The sequence below is a fragment of the Anabaena sp. FACHB-1391 genome (assembly GCF_014696755.1).
Lineage (GTDB): Bacteria > Cyanobacteriota > Cyanobacteriia > Cyanobacteriales > Nostocaceae > Dolichospermum > Dolichospermum planctonicum.
In genome coordinates this window covers 24,645-43,392 of record NZ_JACJQS010000033.1, presented here as the reverse complement: position 1 = coordinate 43,392, position 18,748 = coordinate 24,645, and the positions used below count along the sequence as shown (strand labels likewise).

The window sequence follows — 18,748 nt, the reverse complement described above, 5'->3', positions numbered from 1 at the left end:
GAATACAGGGCTATCAAAGTTTAACTTAACACCCAATTTACTAAAGTTCTGACACCAAAACCGGTCGCCCCTGCACCGTTATAGCCATTTTCCTTATCAGCCCACACAGGACCGGCAATATCTAAATGCGCCCAGGCAGTATCCTTAACAAACTGTTTCAGAAACAAAGCAGCAGTAATAGAACCGCCATAACGAGGTCCTGTATTCTTCATATCGGCAATACCAGATTTCAGCCCATCAAAATATTTATCTTCCATTGGTAAACGCCAAATTTTCTCACCAGCTGCTTCTGCGGCTGTTTGGAGTTGGGAGGCCATAGCATCGTCCGGTGTAAATAAACCAGCAATATCTTCACCCAAAGCCACCACACAGGCACCTGTAAGCGTAGCTAAATCAACGATCGCATCTACACCCAATTTATCAGCATATACCAAGGCATCAGCCAAAGTTAAACGCCCTTCAGCATCGGTGTTATTCACTTCAATGGTTTTGCCATTTGAGGCGGTTAAGATGTCTCCAGGGTGCATAGCCTTACCGCTAATCATATTTTCGGTGACGGCTGATATAAAGTGAACCTCCACATCTGGCTTTAATTGTCCAATCACTTTAGCAGCACCCAGAGTAGCCGCAGCACCACCCATGTCAATTTTCATGGTTTCAATCCCACTACCCGCACCTTTAATATTTAAACCACCAGAATCGAAAGTTAAACCCTTACCAATAATAGCCAACTTGCGTCTGGGTGTAGTAGCTGGTTTATAAATTAAGTGAATGAATTTAGGTGGTAACTCAGAAGCCTGGGCTACTCCTAAAAATGCCCCCATACCTAATTTTTCACATTCTGCCTGTTCTAGAATCTCTAATTCTAACCCATATTCGTGAGCGATCGCCCCAGCAGTTTCGGCCATAGTAATCGGTGTCACTGCATTAGCTGGGGCTGCCACTAACTGCCGTGCTAAAATGACTCCAGAAACAATTTGATCAGCGCGGGTAATAGCCGCTTGTTGTCCTGCTAAACCCAGTAAATCAATAGTTTCAATATTGGGGCTTTTATCCTCTGGTTCAGACTTAAAGCGAATATCTTGGTAAAGTGCTAATTCTATACCCTCAGTAATAGCTTGGGCTGTAGCTGCTGGATCATTGTTCCATAGTGGTAAACTAATTCCCAGAGTTTTAGTTTTCTGCTTTTTAGCGGTGCGTGCAACTGTGGCCGCAACTCGTCGCAGGGTTTCTAATTGTAGTGCCTCTGGTTTACCTAAGCCAACTAAAATCACCTTCCGTACCAAATTACCCGCGCCTACCCTCGTAAAGATGGTACTATTGACTTTACCAGTAAATTCTTCTTCAGCAATTATTTCTGTGAGGATTCCAGCCAATTTCTGGTCTAAATTCGCCAAATCACCAATTAATTGTACTGCATCTTCAAATAAGCCAATTGCTAAAGTATCGCCCGTCCAGTCCAGTAAAGTCTTATCAGTAGGTTGAATGGTCATTTTTGTAAGTTCTGCTTATCTTCCTTCTTGTACCAGTATTGCTCAAATTTTCTGAATTATGCAGGTTTCATGCAACGTTTTCACAATCTGGTAAAATTGGAATAGAGTTGAAAAATTCCCAATTTACAAAATTTTATCAATTTTTGGTAGTCTGTTGCTCAAAAAAGGATCAAAAAATTATTAAAATGTCTCAAGAAACAACCCCACCCCAATTACCACCAACAAGTGCTATTGAGAATGTTACCAATGTAGCATTTGAAAATTGGTTTGAATATCCAGTCAGGGCCCAACCCCATCACACTGACTATGCTGGTATTGTTTGGCACGGTACTTATTTAACTTGGATGGAAGAAGCACGGGTAGAATGTTTACGTTCTATCGGCATTGAATTTGCTGATTTAGTAGCTTTAGGTTGTGATTTGCCCGTAGTGGAGTTGTCAATTCGTTATCATCGTTCCGTGCAATTGGGGATGCCAGTCATAGTAAAAACACGGATGAATGAGGTGACGGGAGTGCGTATGAACTGGGATTATACTATTGTTTCTCCTGATAACCAGGATTTATATATTACCGCTCAGGTGACGTTAGTGGCTTTAGATCGGGAAAAGGGTAAAATTATGCGTCAGTTACCACCTGCATTTCAAGATGCTTTAGCAAAGATTTCAGGCTCTCGAAAAATTGGGTAATTGATTGGTAATTGGTAGTTTTACTTCTTTGCTGGTGTTTGGGAAAAGGTTTGAACAAACTGGCTGATTTGATGCCAAATATCTTGGGGAGTAATATGGAAACCAAAGTATAATAACATGACAATAGAGGCACAGAGCAGGGCGGTTTTAATGGTAGTTTTGATTAATTTCCACAGAATCATAAAAACTATCCAAGCTACTATTAATGTAATAATCATAACGTTAGGTGATAGGGAATAAACGACAAGGGGTATGAACGGGTATTGAGTTTGTTTCCAAAATAAACTATTTACTGTGCTCTGTCACCTATTTTTGTTTTTGGGAAAAATGACATCTTTCTTAGGGATAGTTGAAAATTTATCGTCTAATTTACCACTAGACAAAGGAAATTATCCTATCCCATTTAATTTTCACCAGATATCTATTTTGGCAATTGATTTTTAGCAAAGTTGCGTTAGAATGGCGATTAAGAGAAATTTTCTGGTGCTGCATTGAGTGACCAAAAACTTATGATACAAGCCCCGTCCTTCTAGGACGGATTGGCGATTATTGTGGTAGAATTTTGTTTAGTCGCCTTATGGCATTGGGAGACTTTAAACGAACGTCGAGGGATGGTAAGACTATTTCGATAGCACAACCCAATGAAGCGTTAAGGAATCCTCTCTCATGAAAGGAAGAGAAGGTATGTCAATTGATTCACTACCTGTGATACTCACGGGTGCGAAGGCAAAGATATAAGAGTGCAACTTCTAAAATTGTATCCCGGATCAACTCTGCTGCTGATTACAAACCACTCTCTCTTTAGCTACCTTGTGAATTGATGACTAACAATAGCTTTTGTTAGCTTCTCGATTCATTGATAGATTCTATCCCTTAAATGAGACTTGCTTTTATTGCGGGCTTTTGTGCAATTACTACAGAAGCGAGAGCGGCTAGTATTAAAATATACTACATAAGTAATGACAGAGATTAAAAAGCTGCCAAAATTCTTGTCAAGATGACTCAGTGGGTTGTTTGCACTTAGCTAGATTTTCTGGTGTAAACACGGATAGCAAATCCATTGCTAAAGGCAGGTTTGTTTCCCTCAGCCGACGGTCAAACCAATGTGTAATAGACCGTGTCTAACGGAAGTTTCTAAAAAGTGATCAAGTGCTTGCCATTTAGGTACAGTCAACTTTAGCTGATGAAACGTTAACATTGGGACAGATATCTACGGATATCCAAAGTTTAAATAGCAGCGTATAGTATGGTAAATCGGCCAAGGAAGGTTGATTCAAGTTCTTAAACTATATTCTGTTCAGGAGTGATCTGGTGTGTAAACCCCATCACAGTATGATTAGCTCTCCAAACTAAAGCAGAGCTGCAAATTGGAAGTTTTTATTACTAGTAGCACCTTGTAGCAGTGACTGTAGAAGGGGGATAACAGAGAACTTTCTGGTGATTCCCACCAGTGCTGCCAGTTTTTGAGGAAATTGAATGCCAAAACAAATTATCATCGCGGAGCAGCATCAAATCGCTGCTGTATTTTCTGAAGATCAAATACAAGAACTCGTTGTAGCTACTGGTCATCACCAAATTGGTGATATCTATTTAGGTGTAGTAGAAAACGTATTACCTGGGATAGATGCGGCTTTTGTCAATATCGGCGACCCGGAGCGCAACGGTTTTATTCACGTCACTGATTTAGGTCCATTGAGGCTGAAACGAAGTGCAGCAGCAATTACAGAACTGTTGACACCACAGCAAAAAACCTTAGTGCAAGTGATGAAAGAGCCAACAGGCTCAAAAGGTCCCAGGTTGACAGGGAACATTACCTTACCTGGCCGTTATGTGGTGTTAATGCCCTATGGACGGGGTGTAAATTTATCGAGACGCATTAAGAGTGAAAGTGAGCGTAACCGTCTCAGAGCTTTGGCAATTTTGGTGAAACCAGCAGGGATGGGTTTGCTAGTACGCACAGAAGCAGAAGGGAAGCCAGAAGAAGCAATTATTGAAGATTTAGAAGTGCTGCAAAAGCAGTGGGAAATTGTTCAACAAGAAGCAGTAACCTCCCGCGCGCCGGCTCTACTGAATCGTGATGATGACTTTATTCAGCGCGTACTCAGGGATATGTATGGTAGTGATGTGAATCGCATTGTTGTTGATTCCAGCACGGGATTAAAACGGGTGAAACAATATTTACAAAACTGGAGTGGTGGACAAACGCCCCAGGGATTGCTGATTGATCATCACCGCGATCGCTCTCCGATTTTAGAATATTTCCGCATTAATGCCGCTGTCCGTGAAGCCCTCAGACCAAGGGTAGATTTGCCATCAGGTGGTTATATTATCATCCAACCTACGGAAGCTTTAACCGTAGTAGATGTTAACTCTGGTTCTTTCACCCGTTCTGCAACCGCTAGAGAAACAGTGTTATGGACAAACTGTGAAGCTGCTGCGGAAATTGCCCGTCAGTTACGTTTGCGGAATATTGCGGGTGTGATTGTGGTTGATTTCATTGATATGGAATCCCGACGCGATCAAATGCAAGTGTTAGAACACTTTAACAAAGCTCTCAAAGCTGATAAAGCCCGTCCACAAATTGCCCAATTGACCGAATTAGGTTTAGTTGAACTAACTCGCAAGCGTCAAGGCCAAAACATTTATGAATTATTTGGCGAACCCTGTCCCGCTTGCGGTGGTTTAGGACATACTGTGAGATTACCGGGAGAAACGGAAAACCGCCTGCCCATTCCGTCCACAGATATACCAGAACGGTTTGGAAGTATGCCGCCAAAAGAACCACGTTTAGCTACTCGCATACCTGATATCGGTAGCATGACTGCCGCTATACCACGAGATACTTACGATGGCTTTGGGGAAGGATTTGAAGGTGAACCAGAATTTAGTCCCCTGCATCTGATCAATCATCCTAGTTACCAGGAATTAAATGATAGCAAGCGCCGTACCCGTACCCGTCGCCCCAGAACGGGTGTCAATCCAGCTAATGGTAAAGATGAACCCCGATCTGGGCTAACTCCCCTAGCTTTTGTTAATGATTCAGATTTAGACTTGGAAGAGGTTGAACTACCAATACCAGAAATCTCTTCACCTACTATTAATAAATCTGGTTGGACAGAAAGGCCAGAACGGGTAAAAGTCAAACTAGAACCGATTAAAGTAGAACCACCGGAGATTATCACTGTGGAAATGTCAGCAAAAGAACAAGATACTTATGCTGAAATGGGAATTTCTCCTTTACTCAAGTTAGATCGTGAGGGGAAAAGTTCTAGATCGGTGATTATTAATGTTGTTCAACCAGGAGAATTACCAACTGAACTAACTGAACTAACTGAACTAACTGAAATAACTCAACTAACTCAACCAACTCAACCAACTCAACCAACTCAACCAACTCAACCAACTCAACCAATTATTAGTGAAACGGAAAATTCTGATAGCTTCAGGCATACAGTCATTCCTGCACATAAGAAAGTACCAACCCAACAAACCCTTGAGCCGGAAATTGAATCTTCATTAACTATCGTCCCAGAATTGACAATAATTCCCGGGGAAACTGAATCTGAAACTGACTCTTCTAACACTTTCACTTCCGTGCCTAATCGTCGCCGTCGTCGTCGTTCATCAGCCATGGATGCAGATGGTTTTAGCCAAGATTGAAGTCAATACCCTAAAAGGATTTTAGATTGTGTTCTGCTTGAAATCGGCCTTTGTAATTGGACTATGATTTGAGGGAACTCTTAACAGACAAAAATCACAAAAATCACAAAAATCACAAAAATCACAAAAATTACGTTTTGACTTTTTTATGCAAGAAATCAAACCAGCAGCCGGGAATAATTTGAGTTGGTTAGAGTTTTCTAGCTACTCGGATATTCAGGGTGCGGTTTTAGGTGTTGATGAGGTAGGACGAGGTGCTTTATTCGGTCCGGTGGTTGCAGCAGCGGTTATATTACCAGTAGAAGCTTTATCAATTCTAATGGTAGAGAATATTAATGACAGCAAAAAGTTGTCTAGTTCCCGCAGAACTAAGCTGGCTGAAAAAATTACGACTCTGGCTTTAGACTGGAGAATCGGTTATGCGACAACGGCGGAAATAGATGAGTTGAATATTTTACAGGCAACTTTATTAGCAATGCGGCGTGCTATAGTCAAGTTGCGGGTAAAACCTGCACTGTGTTTAATTGATGGTAATCAGTTGGTAAAGAATTTACCAATACCACAAGTAAGTATCGTCAAAGGTGATGAGCGTTCGCTGAATATTGCCGCAGCTAGTATCATGGCCAAGGTTTGGCGTGATGATTTGCTACAGCGTTTGGCATTGAAATACCCTTGGTATGATCTAGAAAGGAATAAAGGTTACGGAAGCCAGCGTCATTTACTAGCACTCCAACAATATGGACCTTCACCTTTACATCGTCAATCTTTTCGCCCTTGCCAAATTCAGCACTAAACTACTTGTGAGGTTCAAAATTGTTCATAAGGCTTGCACCACGCTGCCGCTATCAGTAGTGTGGTGATCAGTCCCTAAGTCTTTTGTGGCTTGGTTGCACCAATGGCGATAATCTGATAGAAGATGATGTAATAATCTTTGCTTAATAGTTAACAACACACTTTTGAGCAATCCATTACCTGTAGCTTCTAAAATTGATTTGGGTGTCAGGGAAAATGGTTGGGGTATGGCGATTAAAACTTCTAAATCTGCTTTCCCTTGCAGGTAAGTACCACTACTGAGTTCAACTGGCGATAAATAACCTTTTAAATTCAGATCAAACCTTTCGTTAATATACTCGAAACCCATAATTTCACAACCGAGCGATCGCAAATAAATCGTTCCGCTTGCATCTGCCCAAACTCTCATATCTACCGTTGGCTGAATACTCAGTGACATAAAAGACAGAGGACGCATTTTCAACCGAAACACTTCCTCCGACAACTGCTGAATTCTGGTATTATCAGCCAAGGTATTCACCAACCGTTGAGGCTGACGGAGGTAGTGACCAATAGGAATAGAATGCTTAGGGACGGAAATTTCAACGGACTCAGAGGCAGTAAACTTGGTAACCATAAGCAAATTCAACCATCTGTTTAATTAATTATCAGTCAAAATCGTCAAATTTAAAAGTATGAATCTAAAAATCGCACATTTAGGTCCACCGGGTACTTATGCTGAACAAGCTGCCTTTTTTTATCTCAATTGGTTGCAAACTTATGAGGGTATTACCGCTCAACAAAGTTTTGAACTATGTCCCTATCCTACTATAGCTCAATCATTACAAGCGGTAATCAAAAGAATTGCAGAAATAGCTGTTGTCCCGGTGGAAAACTCCATTGAAGGAAGTGTCAACATGACACTAGATAGCTTATGGCAATTAGATAATTTAAAAATTCAATTAGCTTTAGTTTTACCCATCCAACATACATTAGTTTCCAGATCCACTAGCTTAGATAATATTAAAACTGTTTATTCTCATCCTCAAGCTTTAGCTCAATGTCAAGGGTGGTTATCACAGTTTTTGCCAAATGTCAACTTGATTGCTAGTAATTCGACGACGGAAGCGCTACAGAGATTAGAAGCAGAACTAACAACAGCGGCAATTTCCTCTAGTCGTGCGGCACAACTGTATAATTTACCTATTCTTGCCCAGGGGATTAATGATTATCCAGAAAATTGTACTCGGTTTTGGGTAGTTAGCACAGAGGAAAATAATACTATTGATTGTACACATACATCCTTAGCTTTTAGCGTACCAGCTAATGTACCAGGTGCATTAGTGAAAGCACTAGAAGTATTTGCCAGTTTAGGCATTAATCTGAGTCGCATTGAATCGCGGCCTACAAAACGTTCTCTGGGGGAATATTTATTTTATTTGGACATAGAAGCGGATGTAAATGCAGTGATGATGAAATCTGCTTTAGGGGAATTACAAAATTATACAGAAATCTTGAAAATTTTTGGCAGCTATAGAGTCTTACCAATTAGTTAGTAAAGTAGCCACTAGCGCCGAGTTGTATCGCCATTTTTCTATGTTTATCAGCACCGCGAGAGGTGAGCATGGCAACATTTAAGTGATTAATAGTACCATCACATCCGAAATTCTCTCTATCCCTGAAGGCTAATCGCCCTAGCAAGTCGGCGATTTTTAACCATGCCCGACACATTCAAATCTTCCAAACTTAGAAGGACGGGGCTTGTGTCCCATTTTTTTGGTCAACAGTAGGAGAAGCTGGGCTTTGCCAAAATTTAGATGTCTTACCTTGGGAGAGATCAATGATTTCTCCCACGTCAGCAATGGGCATAATCATCCCATCACCAAGAACTGTGGCACCTGCTAGACCAATAGGTTTAGATATTGGTCCTTCAAATTGCTTAATGACAATTTCCTGTTCACCCAAAACCTGGTCAATCTGTAAACCAAGCATCGTATTACCTGAGCGGACAACGAGTACGGAAATCATGTCATTATTTCTGTTCATGATTAATGCTTCACCAGAACCAAACTGACGATTAAAAACTAAGATGTCTTTGAGGGGTTTGACAGGAAGTTTGATACCTCGCCAGACAATAAATGATTCTTCATTAATATCTTGTTGGATTTTTTGGGAATTGGCGGGGATATTTAGAGTATCCTCCACACCATCTATTGGGAAAGCAATTTTAAATCTATCACAGGCGCATAATAAAGCTCTACAAATACTCAGAGTCTGTGGGAGAAAAATGGTAAAGGTAGTTCCTCTACCTGGTGTGGAGTCAGTGGTAACTCTACCACGAATCTGGCTAATATCATTTTCAACGACATTCAGACCCACACCCCTACCTTTGATATCATCTACCCCATCGGCGGTACTAAAGCAGGGGAGGAATAAAAGCTTATAGATATCAAAACGAGACATCGTTTTTGCCTGTTCAAACGTAATAAAACCTTTTTTGATGGCCTGATTTTTAACTTCTTGATGATCAATACCAACACCATCATCACTTACAGAAATAACGGTTTGGTTTACCTCCTGTAGGGCGCGAATGCTAATGATTCCTGTAGCTGATTTACCAACAGCTTGGCGCACTTGAGGGGTTTCAATTCCATGGGCGATCGCATTATTGAGGATATGAGTCAAAGGATATGTAAGATGATCTAAAATCATCTTATCAATCAAAGTATGGACTCCTTCCGTTACCAACTCCACTTGTTTGCCATACTTAATAGCATTATCCCGCACTCCTGGTCGCAAGCGATCAATCACTTGACTAAATGGAACCATCCGTGCTTTTGTTAGTCTTTCTTGTAGTCTACTGGTTGCTTGTCCCAACTGTCGGGTTACCTGTTCTATTTTTTCAGTAACAAATTCAATATCACTGGCTGACTCCCGAACTCCGACGATAAACTCAATCATTTCTTGGGCTAGAACATGGAAAGGCGTAAACTGGTCCATTTCGATTTCGCTAAACCCGACATGATCACCATTGTCACGGGAGCGATAACGAGAATTAGAGGCGATATTATGTTCTCTAGCGCGACGACTGGATAGGAGAGATGTTTTCAGAAGCGATCCCTCGTAGTATTCCTGCATTCTTATTCCCGCCTCTGAAAGATGCTGTACCTCAGCCAGCAGGGTATCCACTGACTGTCTTAGACGTTCATGATCCTGCTCTAGGGTGTTGCGATTTACCACCAACTCCCCGACCAAGTTGCTTATATCATCCAGTTGTTTAACGGGAACTTTTATGGTTTCCAATTCTCCCATTGTCTCACGAGTTCTATCACCTGGGATTTTGCTAGTAGCAGTTTTCCGTGATGTTGCATTGCTACCCGATAATTTTTGATACCTACTCCTTGGGGATAAATCGGACTGTGTTAACAAATTTTCCGACTCACTAAACTCATCTTCTGGTCTCAATAAAGAAAAAGGATTTTCCGACTCGACTACAGCAGATTCACCAATTACTAGTGGCTTTGAGCTAATCTGCGGTGCATTATCTTCATTTTTTCTACTCATTTCTTCATCTTCTAAGAGGAGTAAATCACTTAAATCCTGATGATTATCCTCAATTTCATTATCAGTAATTAGTAGTTGATAGTTAGTGATATCTTTTAATATTTCTTCTTCTTGCCAATTATCATCTAAAGCGTATATATCAGTTTCAAATAAATCAGCAAAGCTATTTAACTCATAAATTCCCACCTGACGATGATCATGATCAATAAATTGTAATGACTCCAGTTTTTTTCTATGTTTATTCAGCCATTTTGACATCAAAACTTCTGATTCTTGCTCTGATAAACCAACCGGATGACTAAGATTATCTATCAGGGTTTTTAATCTGTCACAGATATCCAGTAGTAAAGACTCTAAATTCAGGTCTATTTTAACAGGATGTTCTTGAAGAATCCTGAACCAATCCTCCAGACAGTGGGATGTGTGCTGAATACTGCTGAGACCTAACATAGATGCAGCACCTTTGATGGAATGGGCTGCGCGGAAGACTTCATTCATCATTTCCGAATTTCTTAGGGTAATTTCCAGATTCAGTAATCTTTGTTCAATGGTATTTAGCTGTTCTCTGGCATCTTCGAGAAAGTAACCTAAAATTTCTTGTTCTTCTTGCTGCATAGTCATTGTCTTAAATAAACAAATCATTCTCTTTGACTTGCGGTACTGATACCATCGTCAAGTCTCACCTGATTCTGGGTTAGATTCCACTCGGAAGCGTTCCACAGAGATAATCAAGTTGCGGGATACTCCCACTAAATATTGCAAAGCTTGAGCAGACCGCTGTGCTTCTTGAGAAGTTTCCTGGGCTGTTCGCTCTACAGATTGCATTACTTGTGCTACACCGCGAGAAGTTTCCCTTTGTTCTCCAGTATCATTAGTAATTGAGCGTACCAACATATCAATGTGATTTGCCACTTGAATGATATTATCTAGCGATCGCTTGGACTCTTCGGCTAATCTAGTTTGGTGAATTACCTGTTGTGTTCCCTCTTCCATAGCCATCATCACCGAGCTAGTTTCACCTTGAATTTGCATGACAATCTGTTCAATTTCCCGCAAGGACTTGGCTGATTTATCTGCTAACTGACGAACTTCATCAGCTACAATTGCAAACCCTCGTCCTGCTTCTCCCGCTCTTGCTGCTTCAATACTGGCATTGAGCGCGAGTAAGTTGGTGCGGGAAGCAATCTGACTAACTAGAGCCACGATAGAGTTGATTTCTTGGGATGATTCTCCGAGTCTTTTCACTTTTCGGCTAGTTTCCGCCACTGTTTGCCGCAGTTCCAAAATCCCTACCACAGTATTTTCTACTACTTCTCCTCCTCTTTGGGCGATTTTACTTGCTTCACAGGCTACAATTTCGGCCTCTCTTGCTGCTTCTGCTACCCGTTGGATGGAATTGTTCATTGCCTGTACGGAATTCAACGCCACAGCTAATTCTTCTGCTTGTCTTAAGGCCTCCATAGATAAGTTTCTCACAAAGGTTTCTGAGGTGCTGGCAGCTTTTGTGACATCGTGTGCTGACACTTTTACCTGTTGCACAATATTTTGAAGATTTTGAATGATCAGATTAAAGGCATCAGCTACCGCTCCCAGTCCTTCGGCTGTCACTTCGGCTCGCACTGTCAAATCTCCCTTGGCTGCCCCTTCTACCTCATCTAGAAGGCGAATTACTTGACTTTGCAGATTTTCTTTAGTTTCTTTTTGTTCAATAGCAAGACGAGCATTGTCTTGTGTTTTTGCGACCATAGACTGCACCATATTATTAAAATCAGTGGCTAACTGCCCTAATTCATCTTTTGAATAGACTGTGGCTGCCACATTGAGATTACCTTCACCTATAGCATTAAACTGACTTTGTAAATCCTTCGTGCTGCGGCTAATTTTTTTGACCATGAAATTAGTCATAAACCAGGCGGTAACTGCACCTGTAGCTCCTGCGGTTAGAGGAATTAATAAAGGCATTAACCAGTTTGTATTTCTAATTGATTCCCGTTGTTTCACAGGTGTTGTGAAGTTCGCCAAGGCACTAACAATCACTACAGCCATAACTGATACAACGCCTACAGTTCCAGCTATCCACCATTGTTTTTTCTCTAAAGAAGCATTTTCAAAGCATCCAAATAAACTTTTTTCAAGACCTACATTGGTTTCTATTTTGGCAACTTCTGATGGGGTGATATAAACGGGAATCACTTCTTGAGCTGCACTAATCGTCAATAATTCTTGATCATTATAGATTCTTTCATGAGCAAATGACTCATCAATATTTAAAACATTTTCAGAACTATCTAGGGATTCTGACAGCATTCCCATGAGTTCATGACTATCATCTTCAATAAATTCAAATACTGGTATATCACCGAGATTGTCAAATTCATCAAGGTCGTTTAAAACCTCTCTATCATTATGAATATCTCCGCCAGAAATCAATATTTTGCCAGTCATGTTTGCTTGATTTTCCCCATCGAAAGCGGCTACAAACGCTTCTAAATCAAATTTATTATCGTTATTTTTTTCTGATGATAGCCTGCGTGGCGTAGTCATGTAGTTAAGATTAAACTCCTGTTTTGGTACTATATAATTGTTGGTAAAGGAAACCCCTTTGGAGTTATCTTTTTGGCTGGGGTTAAAGTCTTCCAAAAAAGGTGAATAGCTGTCATCACCATCACTCATTATTGAACTTTCATTAGCTAAATTACTATGATCTGATATCGGATTACTTGTGATATCTTCTGGAATTAAGACAAAGGGATCATCACTCCTAGCCGCCGGTCGCTCCACAAAATTGCTGTCTAATTCGCCAATAATTGTATCAATTATTTCATCACCAGCAAGAAACGGATTTTCCAGCGAATCTAGGGGTGGTTCATATTCTGCAAAGGAATTAAGTTCACAAATATCGCCAGATTCCTCTTCACTTATCAACGGTTCATAAGATAAAGCCTCTGTAACATCGTCTTGAGAAACCTGTTGTTGATATACTGTTTTGTCCTGATTATAAGTTGGATCTTGATCATCTGTAGGTTTTGCCATTGCCTCTCTCCCAAGTTTATTCTGACCACCGCGCACTTCGTAAAATTGTTACTTGATCTAATAGTTGCAAATACTTCTTTTCTTTTTCTGTATCAAATACATAAGCACCACGCAAAAACTCAGCCTGATGATCTGGTACATGATTGAGTGGCTTCAGATGCCTTATATCCAGCCAGTCTATTCCAGAAAGTTCTGCGACTCCTAAGCCTAGTAACGTGTCTTGATCTTCAATGACAATTATGGGTATTTCTGAGCAATCTGTGTTTAATGGGGTTGTTTCACCCAGAAATTGCCCCAAATCAGCGACCCAAATCAAACGCCCCCGTAAATTTAGCGTACCTAAGAGTAAGGGGGATGTATTAGGAATTTGTGTAATCCGATCTGGACTAAGTTCAATTACTTCCCGGATTCCCGTGGCTGGAAATGCAAACTCCTGACCTGAAGGTAGATAAAACCGCAAATGTAGCTCACATAATAATCCTATCTCGTCACCATGTCCTGGAGGATTTTCTAGTTGTAATTGGGGAGAGAATTGATCTTGCCCAGGGTCAGTTAAAAACTCCGAGTTGCTAACCATATTGCTTTTATCCTTATCCTCGCAAGAGTTGTTTGACTGTTCCCACCAATTCAGTTTCTTTAAAGGGTTTACCTATGTAGGCATCTGCCCCTTGCTTCATCCCCCAATAGCGGTCAAATTCTGTACTTTTAAAAGAACACATCAGCACAGGAATATTTTCGGTTTTAGGATCGGATTTTAAGCATCGGCAGAGTTCATAGCCATTCATGCGGGGCATAAAAATATCCAAAACAACTAAATCGGGAGGTGTGTTTTGAATCACCTGTAAAGCCTCTACTCCGTCTGCGGCTTGGGTGACTGTTAAACCACTAGCTTTGAGGAGGTTTGTGATTATCATTCTTTGGGAGACACTGTCTTCAACAATGAGAACTGTCATCATAACTGTTGATTTACATTTTGATTCAAATGTGCTGTTAGGCAATATAACTTGCTTTGACGGCAAAAGGAAACTATATAAATTAACTCGATCGTTTCACTAACTTACCATACAACGTCAGTTGCTAGTAGAACATGAGAATTTTACCTGCTTTGGGAGTAGGCGCACCAAAGAGATTGTTAGTTAGCTATCACAGATATCAATAACAGTGCTGCCCCTGTTGCCAAAATGGACATAATTCCTGTTAATCCCGCTAAGGGTTTTTTATTTTTACCTGTCACCCATTCAGAAACTTTATCCGTATAAGTAATTAATTCTGCTGTATCTATGGTGGCAATAGCCCATACCCAACCAGCATGAAGTCCCCATGCTATTCCTAAATTCTGGCCATCAGCTAATCTAGCCAATACTAATACCATGCCCATTAACCATAGTCCAGGAAGTTGAGGAATAGTTTCTTTTTGTTCCCATACCAAATGTAAAATGGCAAAAACTAAGCTAGAAATAATTGCCGCTAACCAAATTGAATAATTCTGCTCTAATTTGCTCAATAAAAATCCCCGAAATACAAGTTCTTCTATTCCTCCTACAAACCAAGCCACTAAGAAAATTGTCAGGAAACTAGATTGTATTAACTTGATATTAGGTTTTTCTAAATAGCACCAACCCAGACAGATTTGACCAAAGAATACTATAGCTAAAATGAAAACACCCAAGCTAAAACCAAGTAATAAAGAACGGAAAATTTCTATTTTCCCTACTAATCCATAATCAGAAAAAGAACCCAAGTTCAACCATTGAAATCCCCACAGAATTAGGGGGACTAATAAGTAAAGAGACACCAATAAAGGAACTTTTTGCTCTGGTTGCAAAGATTTGTGTATTTGCCAATTCCAGGTAATGGCTAAAATTGCTACTAATGGCAACCAACAACCTACCCAGATCATAAAAAAAGCCATGACCAAAAATACTGGTGTATGTTTAAGCAACTCCAGCAAAATATTGGCCGATGATTCTAAAAATGACAGTAGAATAGACATAAAAAACACGGCTAACTTCCCGCAAAAATATATTTCTTGATTAATAATCAAGACTCTACCAGAATTTGTCAATCATGGAAGAGTCCAAATTGTTTTTTATGTCTTATGCCACTGAAATTATTTAACTACAGCTAAGTAGTAGCTGTAGCTTTAGGGATAAATTCGTTAGTATTGACCTGAAATTGATATTTAATCAGTGAAAGAATTATTCTTCTGCGTCTGATTCATCAGCATCAGCATCATCATCAGACTGGACTAATTGTTTCTCACTTTCGCTTAACTGAATCAAGTGAATGTGTTTGTAACCTAGTCTAATTTCAAATTCATCACCGGGCTTTAAACCCATAGCTTTAGTGTAGGTTGCGCCAATCACGATTTGACCATTTTGGTGTACACTCACCCGGTATGTCGGTTCACGTCCACGGCCATCTTTAGGTGCTTCTGGGCTAAGGGGAATGCCTCTAGCTGACAGTAAAGCATCATAAAAATCTGTGAGATTAACGCGAACTTGGCTATTTTTAGTAACGGTGTAGTAACCACACTGTTTTGCTCTTTCCCGACGCGGTAAAGTTGAAAGTTCTTTAACTTTCGCTAGTAGTGTTTTTCCAGTTAATGGGGCAGTTGCAGTTTCAGTCATTATGCTCTAATTGTCCTTAATCTCTTCAAACTGATAGGGTAGTCTGGCCTTAGCCATGGAAAAATTTTCTCTGAATCTAGTATTGAGCTTTTTAGCTAAAGACCAGATTTCAGAAGCAGATAGATAGAAGGGTGATGGATGAATTTCTGCTGATATGGAAGCACTAAAATAGTCTATTATAGATAACTATAATAGCAGTTTAAGTCATGGCTGCCACAGACATTAATTCCAGTAATTTTACCGCGATTTTAACCATGATTGGCCATCAGAAATTAAATTATTTTCTCTTTGGGCTGCTGAGTGCGGTGTAACTTCCAGCCACCTTTACAAATCAGGTTAGTTCTACTCCAAAAAAGTTGTAGAGCCAATAAATTACAGGTTTTTCACATTTAATGCTGACTTTTACCGCTTTGGAGTTATGGGCTTACACCTAATTCTCGTTTTTAGCTGAAGACAGCATAGTATTTGTATGTGGTCTAACGAACATACACCCTTTGATTCTACCAGTAGAGACATGATTTTTCTAGTCTCTAGATTGCGAGAAAACCACAGAAGTTTTAGCCGTGCTTATGCGGTTATTGTTCCTGATTTTGTGAGTTCGTAATTTCCTATTAAATAGTAGCATGAAATAATAATAGCAAAATATTTTGGGAATTTTAAATTTATATTGCCACTAAATTTTGATCTAAATCCCTGAAGTTGAGCGGGTAAAAAGCAGTAGAGATTTTCGCTGTGGTTGATGCTGTCAAGAGGATAATCTCAGGACTTTTATAAAAGTTAATCTGATTCAGATTGGCTGGGCTTGAGAGAGTGAGTTAATGCCAGGGAATTTCTAAGGATTGGCCACAGCAGCTATCAGTGGTCAAAGACAAAAAGCGGGGGAGAAAATCCTCGCTGTTGATCACCGTTAAATTCCCAGCTCTCATAAGATTATCTACGTCTGTCTAGGGGAATAATAAATTTACCACATCTATGGGGGATTTGATAGCCACTAGCAAATATTTTCACTGGTTGTAACACTTCTATATATTTAAAGATGTAGAATTTTGATAACTAGGGCTTGACGAAATTCCTATTAAGTGTAAAGGATCAATGGTGAAGCAGTAAAGCCTATGGTTAACTTCAGCATCAAAGAAAACGATTTTTATACTTCATGCTGCATACTTCGTCCTTACCTGTGCTGATGGTTTTTGAGATATATCAGAGAAGAGAGAAAATTTGAACCCAAGATTTGGACTGATCATTATGGAAGTTATTTTTAAGATTGCTCGACAACAAGAAAATTCTCACCCTGTTTTCAAATCCTACCTTTTGCAGGTAGAACCAGGTAATACTATCCTGGATTGTCTGAATCAAATTAAGTGGGAACAAGATGGGACTCTAGCATTTCGCAAAAATTGTCGCAATACAATTTGTGGTAGTTGTGCTGTGAGGATTAATGGCCGTTCTGCTTTGGCTTGTAAGGAAAATGTAAGGGGTGAACTGGCCAGACTGGAAAAAATCTCATCATCTCACAATCAGTCTCAAACTACTCCAGAAATTACAGTAGCACCTTTGGGGAATATGCCTGTAATTAAAGATTTAGTTGTGGATATGAGCAATTTTTGGCATAATTTAGAGACCGTTGCTCCTTATGTAAGTACGGCCGGTAGACAAGTTCCTGAAAGGGAGTTTTTACAAACACCACAAGAAAGATCGCTCCTGGATCAAACGGGCAATTGTATTATGTGTGGAGCTTGTTATTCTGAATGTAATGCTGTTGAAGTCAATTCTGATTTTGTCGGTCCTCATGCTCTGGCTAAAGCATACCGCATGGTGGCAGATTCCCGTGATAGCAATACAGAACAACGATTAGAAAACTATAGCGCGGGAATTCAAGGAGTGTGGGGTTGTACTCGTTGTCTTTACTGTGATTCGGTTTGTCCCATGGAAGTTGCTCCCTTGGAGCAAATCACCAAAATTAAACAGGAAATTCTGGAGCGTAAACAGAAAAATGATAGTCGTTCAATTCGTCACCGTCAAGTTTTAGTAGACTTAGTAAAACAGGGTGGTTGGATTGATGAACGTCAATTTGGACTCCAAGTAGTTGGTAATTATTTTCGGGATCTTCAGGGATTACTTAGTATTGCACCTTTGGGGTTACGAATGCTTGTCAGGGGTAAATTTCCCCTTTCTTTTGAACCTTCCCAAGGAACTCAACAAGTGCGTTCTCTGATTGAGTCTGTACAAAATTCTGGACAAAATCAGGGTTAATTATATTCAATGATTAGTAATTTAGTCATGGGGAAGAATTTATTTTCTTCTTTCTTGACTTTTCCCTAACTTGGATCTTGACGAATATTCAATTTTCGCCCAAATCGGTCATAAACTAAAATATCCCACTGTCCATTATTACTATACTCAAAGGCAATTCTACTACCATCAGCGCTAATTGTGGGATTGCGGACTTCTCCTTGTAGATCACCTGCTAAATTCCGTAATTGACGCACATCTTGATCATAAAATACAATTTGTGTTCTTCCTTGACGACTCGCAGCAAAGACAATAAATTTACCATTTTCAGAAGCCGCAGGATGGGAAGCAATTGTATCAAAGGAATTTAATCCAGGTAAGTCTACTAAATTACGAGTTAACGTATCAAACATATACACATCTTGACTTCCTCTGCGATCGCTGGTAAATATAATATATCGGCCAGATATCTGCGGGTTTAATTCCGATGCAAAACTATTAAGACCTCTTCCCCCAGAATCAAAGGGGTAACTGAGTAACCGTGGATAGCCAAAACACCCAGTTAATAGACTTGAGCAGAAAAATAAAATAATTGATATTTTGTAATTCATTGAAGCATAAAGCAACAGAAAAAATTTTAAAAAATTTTAGTTTTAATTTTAATTTTAATTTTAGTTTT

17 protein-coding genes are annotated in these 18,748 nt (G+C 39.9%); 6 read left to right on the top strand and 11 right to left on the bottom strand.

The window, feature by feature from the left end; translation table 11 throughout:
• Positions 1-20 precede the first annotated feature (20 nt).
• Complete coding sequence (locus tag H6F62_RS15380) at positions 21-1,493, bottom strand: leucyl aminopeptidase (protein ID WP_190372419.1); 1,473 nt, start codon at positions 1,491-1,493, stop codon at positions 21-23.
• 185 nt (positions 1,494-1,678) lie between these two features.
• On the opposite strand from H6F62_RS15380, the gene H6F62_RS15375 reads away from it, so the two are divergent.
• Positions 1,679-2,179, top strand: coding sequence for a thioesterase family protein (locus H6F62_RS15375; protein ID WP_137908630.1), 501 nt, complete (start codon positions 1,679-1,681; stop codon positions 2,177-2,179).
• 20 nt (positions 2,180-2,199) lie between these two features.
• Here the strand turns inward: H6F62_RS15375 and H6F62_RS15370 are convergent, their stop codons facing one another.
• Entirely contained in the window at positions 2,200-2,397 is a 198-nt protein-coding gene (locus H6F62_RS15370; RefSeq protein ID WP_137908631.1) for a hypothetical protein, read from the bottom strand.
• A 1,258-nt stretch (positions 2,398-3,655) separates the two neighbouring features.
• On the opposite strand from H6F62_RS15370, the gene H6F62_RS15365 reads away from it, so the two are divergent.
• On the top strand, positions 3,656-5,839 hold the full coding sequence (locus H6F62_RS15365; protein WP_190372418.1) for an Rne/Rng family ribonuclease: 2,184 nt from the start codon (positions 3,656-3,658) through the stop codon (positions 5,837-5,839).
• 148 nt (positions 5,840-5,987) lie between these two features.
• Positions 5,988-6,632: a ribonuclease HII gene (locus H6F62_RS15360; protein ID WP_190372417.1), complete on the top strand. Its 645-nt coding sequence runs from the start codon at positions 5,988-5,990 to the stop codon at positions 6,630-6,632.
• A gap of 24 nt (positions 6,633-6,656) precedes the next feature.
• Here H6F62_RS15360 and H6F62_RS15355 read toward each other — a convergent pair whose 3' ends face one another.
• Complete coding sequence (locus H6F62_RS15355) at positions 6,657-7,247, bottom strand: DUF1997 domain-containing protein (protein WP_137908634.1); 591 nt, start codon at positions 7,245-7,247, stop codon at positions 6,657-6,659.
• A gap of 58 nt (positions 7,248-7,305) precedes the next feature.
• Between H6F62_RS15355 and pheA the strand changes: the two genes are divergently transcribed.
• Positions 7,306-8,166 carry a prephenate dehydratase gene (gene pheA, locus H6F62_RS15350; RefSeq protein ID WP_137908635.1) on the top strand — a complete coding sequence of 287 codons (861 nt, stop codon included), beginning with the start codon at positions 7,306-7,308 and terminating at the stop codon, positions 8,164-8,166.
• On the opposite strand, the gene H6F62_RS15345 is transcribed toward pheA, so the two are convergent.
• From H6F62_RS15345 to H6F62_RS15310, 7 genes are all read right to left on the bottom strand, one after another.
• Positions 8,159-8,341 carry a hypothetical protein gene (locus H6F62_RS15345; protein WP_137908636.1) on the bottom strand — a complete coding sequence of 61 codons (183 nt, stop codon included), beginning with the start codon at positions 8,339-8,341 and terminating at the stop codon, positions 8,159-8,161. The two genes, pheA and H6F62_RS15345, sit on opposite strands and share 8 nt — an antisense overlap.
• Positions 8,342-8,356: 15 nt before the next feature.
• Positions 8,357-10,789 (bottom strand): chemotaxis protein CheA, encoded by a 2,433-nt coding sequence (locus H6F62_RS15340; protein WP_236097152.1) that lies wholly within the window; start codon positions 10,787-10,789, stop codon positions 8,357-8,359.
• A gap of 57 nt (positions 10,790-10,846) precedes the next feature.
• On the bottom strand, positions 10,847-13,207 hold the full coding sequence (locus tag H6F62_RS15330) for a HAMP domain-containing methyl-accepting chemotaxis protein (protein ID WP_190372416.1): 2,361 nt from the start codon (positions 13,205-13,207) through the stop codon (positions 10,847-10,849).
• A 16-nt stretch (positions 13,208-13,223) separates the two neighbouring features.
• Entirely contained in the window at positions 13,224-13,784 is a 561-nt protein-coding gene (locus tag H6F62_RS15325) for a CheW domain-containing protein (RefSeq protein WP_190372415.1), read from the bottom strand.
• A 13-nt stretch (positions 13,785-13,797) separates the two neighbouring features.
• A complete protein-coding gene (locus H6F62_RS15320) occupies positions 13,798-14,163 on the bottom strand; it encodes a response regulator (protein WP_137908639.1) in 366 nt (121 codons plus the stop codon).
• 176 nt (positions 14,164-14,339) lie between these two features.
• Positions 14,340-15,209, bottom strand: a complete 870-nt coding sequence (locus H6F62_RS15315) for a CPBP family glutamic-type intramembrane protease (protein WP_190372427.1) — start codon at positions 15,207-15,209, stop codon at positions 14,340-14,342.
• 196 nt (positions 15,210-15,405) lie between these two features.
• On the bottom strand, positions 15,406-15,837 hold the full coding sequence (locus H6F62_RS15310) for an AbrB family transcriptional regulator (RefSeq protein WP_137908640.1): 432 nt from the start codon (positions 15,835-15,837) through the stop codon (positions 15,406-15,408).
• Positions 15,838-16,306: 469 nt separating this feature from the next.
• Between H6F62_RS15310 and H6F62_RS21250 the strand changes: the two genes are divergently transcribed.
• Together H6F62_RS21250 and H6F62_RS15305 are read left to right on the top strand one after the other, a co-directional pair.
• The gene (locus tag H6F62_RS21250; RefSeq protein WP_265915575.1) at positions 16,307-16,441 is read left to right on the top strand and encodes a hypothetical protein; all 135 of its coding nucleotides are present in this window, start codon (positions 16,307-16,309) and stop codon (positions 16,439-16,441) included.
• Between the two features lie 641 nt (positions 16,442-17,082).
• On the top strand, positions 17,083-18,090 hold the full coding sequence (locus tag H6F62_RS15305; protein ID WP_137908641.1) for a succinate dehydrogenase/fumarate reductase iron-sulfur subunit: 1,008 nt from the start codon (positions 17,083-17,085) through the stop codon (positions 18,088-18,090).
• A gap of 65 nt (positions 18,091-18,155) precedes the next feature.
• Here H6F62_RS15305 and H6F62_RS15300 read toward each other — a convergent pair whose 3' ends face one another.
• Positions 18,156-18,680 carry a PD40 domain-containing protein gene (locus tag H6F62_RS15300; RefSeq protein ID WP_190372414.1) on the bottom strand — a complete coding sequence of 175 codons (525 nt, stop codon included), beginning with the start codon at positions 18,678-18,680 and terminating at the stop codon, positions 18,156-18,158.
• Between the last annotated feature and the right edge of the window lie 68 nt (positions 18,681-18,748).

What these genes read in the sequence shown, in the direction of transcription:
- H6F62_RS15340 (WP_236097152.1), bottom strand. Translation starts at nt 10,789, where the DNA reads ATGCAGCAAGAAGAACAAGAAATTTTAGGTTACTTTCTCGAAGATGCC.
- H6F62_RS15360 (WP_190372417.1), top strand. Translation starts at nt 5,988, where the DNA reads ATGCAAGAAATCAAACCAGCAGCCGGGAATAATTTGAGTTGGTTAGAG.
- H6F62_RS21250 (WP_265915575.1), top strand. Translation starts at nt 16,307, where the DNA reads ATGTGGTCTAACGAACATACACCCTTTGATTCTACCAGTAGAGACATG.
- H6F62_RS15370 (WP_137908631.1), bottom strand. Translation starts at nt 2,397, where the DNA reads ATGATTATTACATTAATAGTAGCTTGGATAGTTTTTATGATTCTGTGG.
- pheA (WP_137908635.1), top strand. Translation starts at nt 7,306, where the DNA reads ATGAATCTAAAAATCGCACATTTAGGTCCACCGGGTACTTATGCTGAA.
- H6F62_RS15310 (WP_137908640.1), bottom strand. Translation starts at nt 15,837, where the DNA reads ATGACTGAAACTGCAACTGCCCCATTAACTGGAAAAACACTACTAGCG.
- H6F62_RS15355 (WP_137908634.1), bottom strand. Translation starts at nt 7,247, where the DNA reads ATGGTTACCAAGTTTACTGCCTCTGAGTCCGTTGAAATTTCCGTCCCT.
- H6F62_RS15320 (WP_137908639.1), bottom strand. Translation starts at nt 14,163, where the DNA reads ATGATGACAGTTCTCATTGTTGAAGACAGTGTCTCCCAAAGAATGATA.
- H6F62_RS15330 (WP_190372416.1), bottom strand. Translation starts at nt 13,207, where the DNA reads ATGGCAAAACCTACAGATGATCAAGATCCAACTTATAATCAGGACAAA.
- H6F62_RS15345 (WP_137908636.1), bottom strand. Translation starts at nt 8,341, where the DNA reads ATGTGTCGGGCATGGTTAAAAATCGCCGACTTGCTAGGGCGATTAGCC.
- H6F62_RS15375 (WP_137908630.1), top strand. Translation starts at nt 1,679, where the DNA reads ATGTCTCAAGAAACAACCCCACCCCAATTACCACCAACAAGTGCTATT.
- H6F62_RS15300 (WP_190372414.1), bottom strand. Translation starts at nt 18,680, where the DNA reads ATGAATTACAAAATATCAATTATTTTATTTTTCTGCTCAAGTCTATTA.
- H6F62_RS15380 (WP_190372419.1), bottom strand. Translation starts at nt 1,493, where the DNA reads ATGACCATTCAACCTACTGATAAGACTTTACTGGACTGGACGGGCGAT.
- H6F62_RS15325 (WP_190372415.1), bottom strand. Translation starts at nt 13,784, where the DNA reads ATGGTTAGCAACTCGGAGTTTTTAACTGACCCTGGGCAAGATCAATTC.
- H6F62_RS15365 (WP_190372418.1), top strand. Translation starts at nt 3,656, where the DNA reads ATGCCAAAACAAATTATCATCGCGGAGCAGCATCAAATCGCTGCTGTA.
- H6F62_RS15305 (WP_137908641.1), top strand. Translation starts at nt 17,083, where the DNA reads ATGGAAGTTATTTTTAAGATTGCTCGACAACAAGAAAATTCTCACCCT.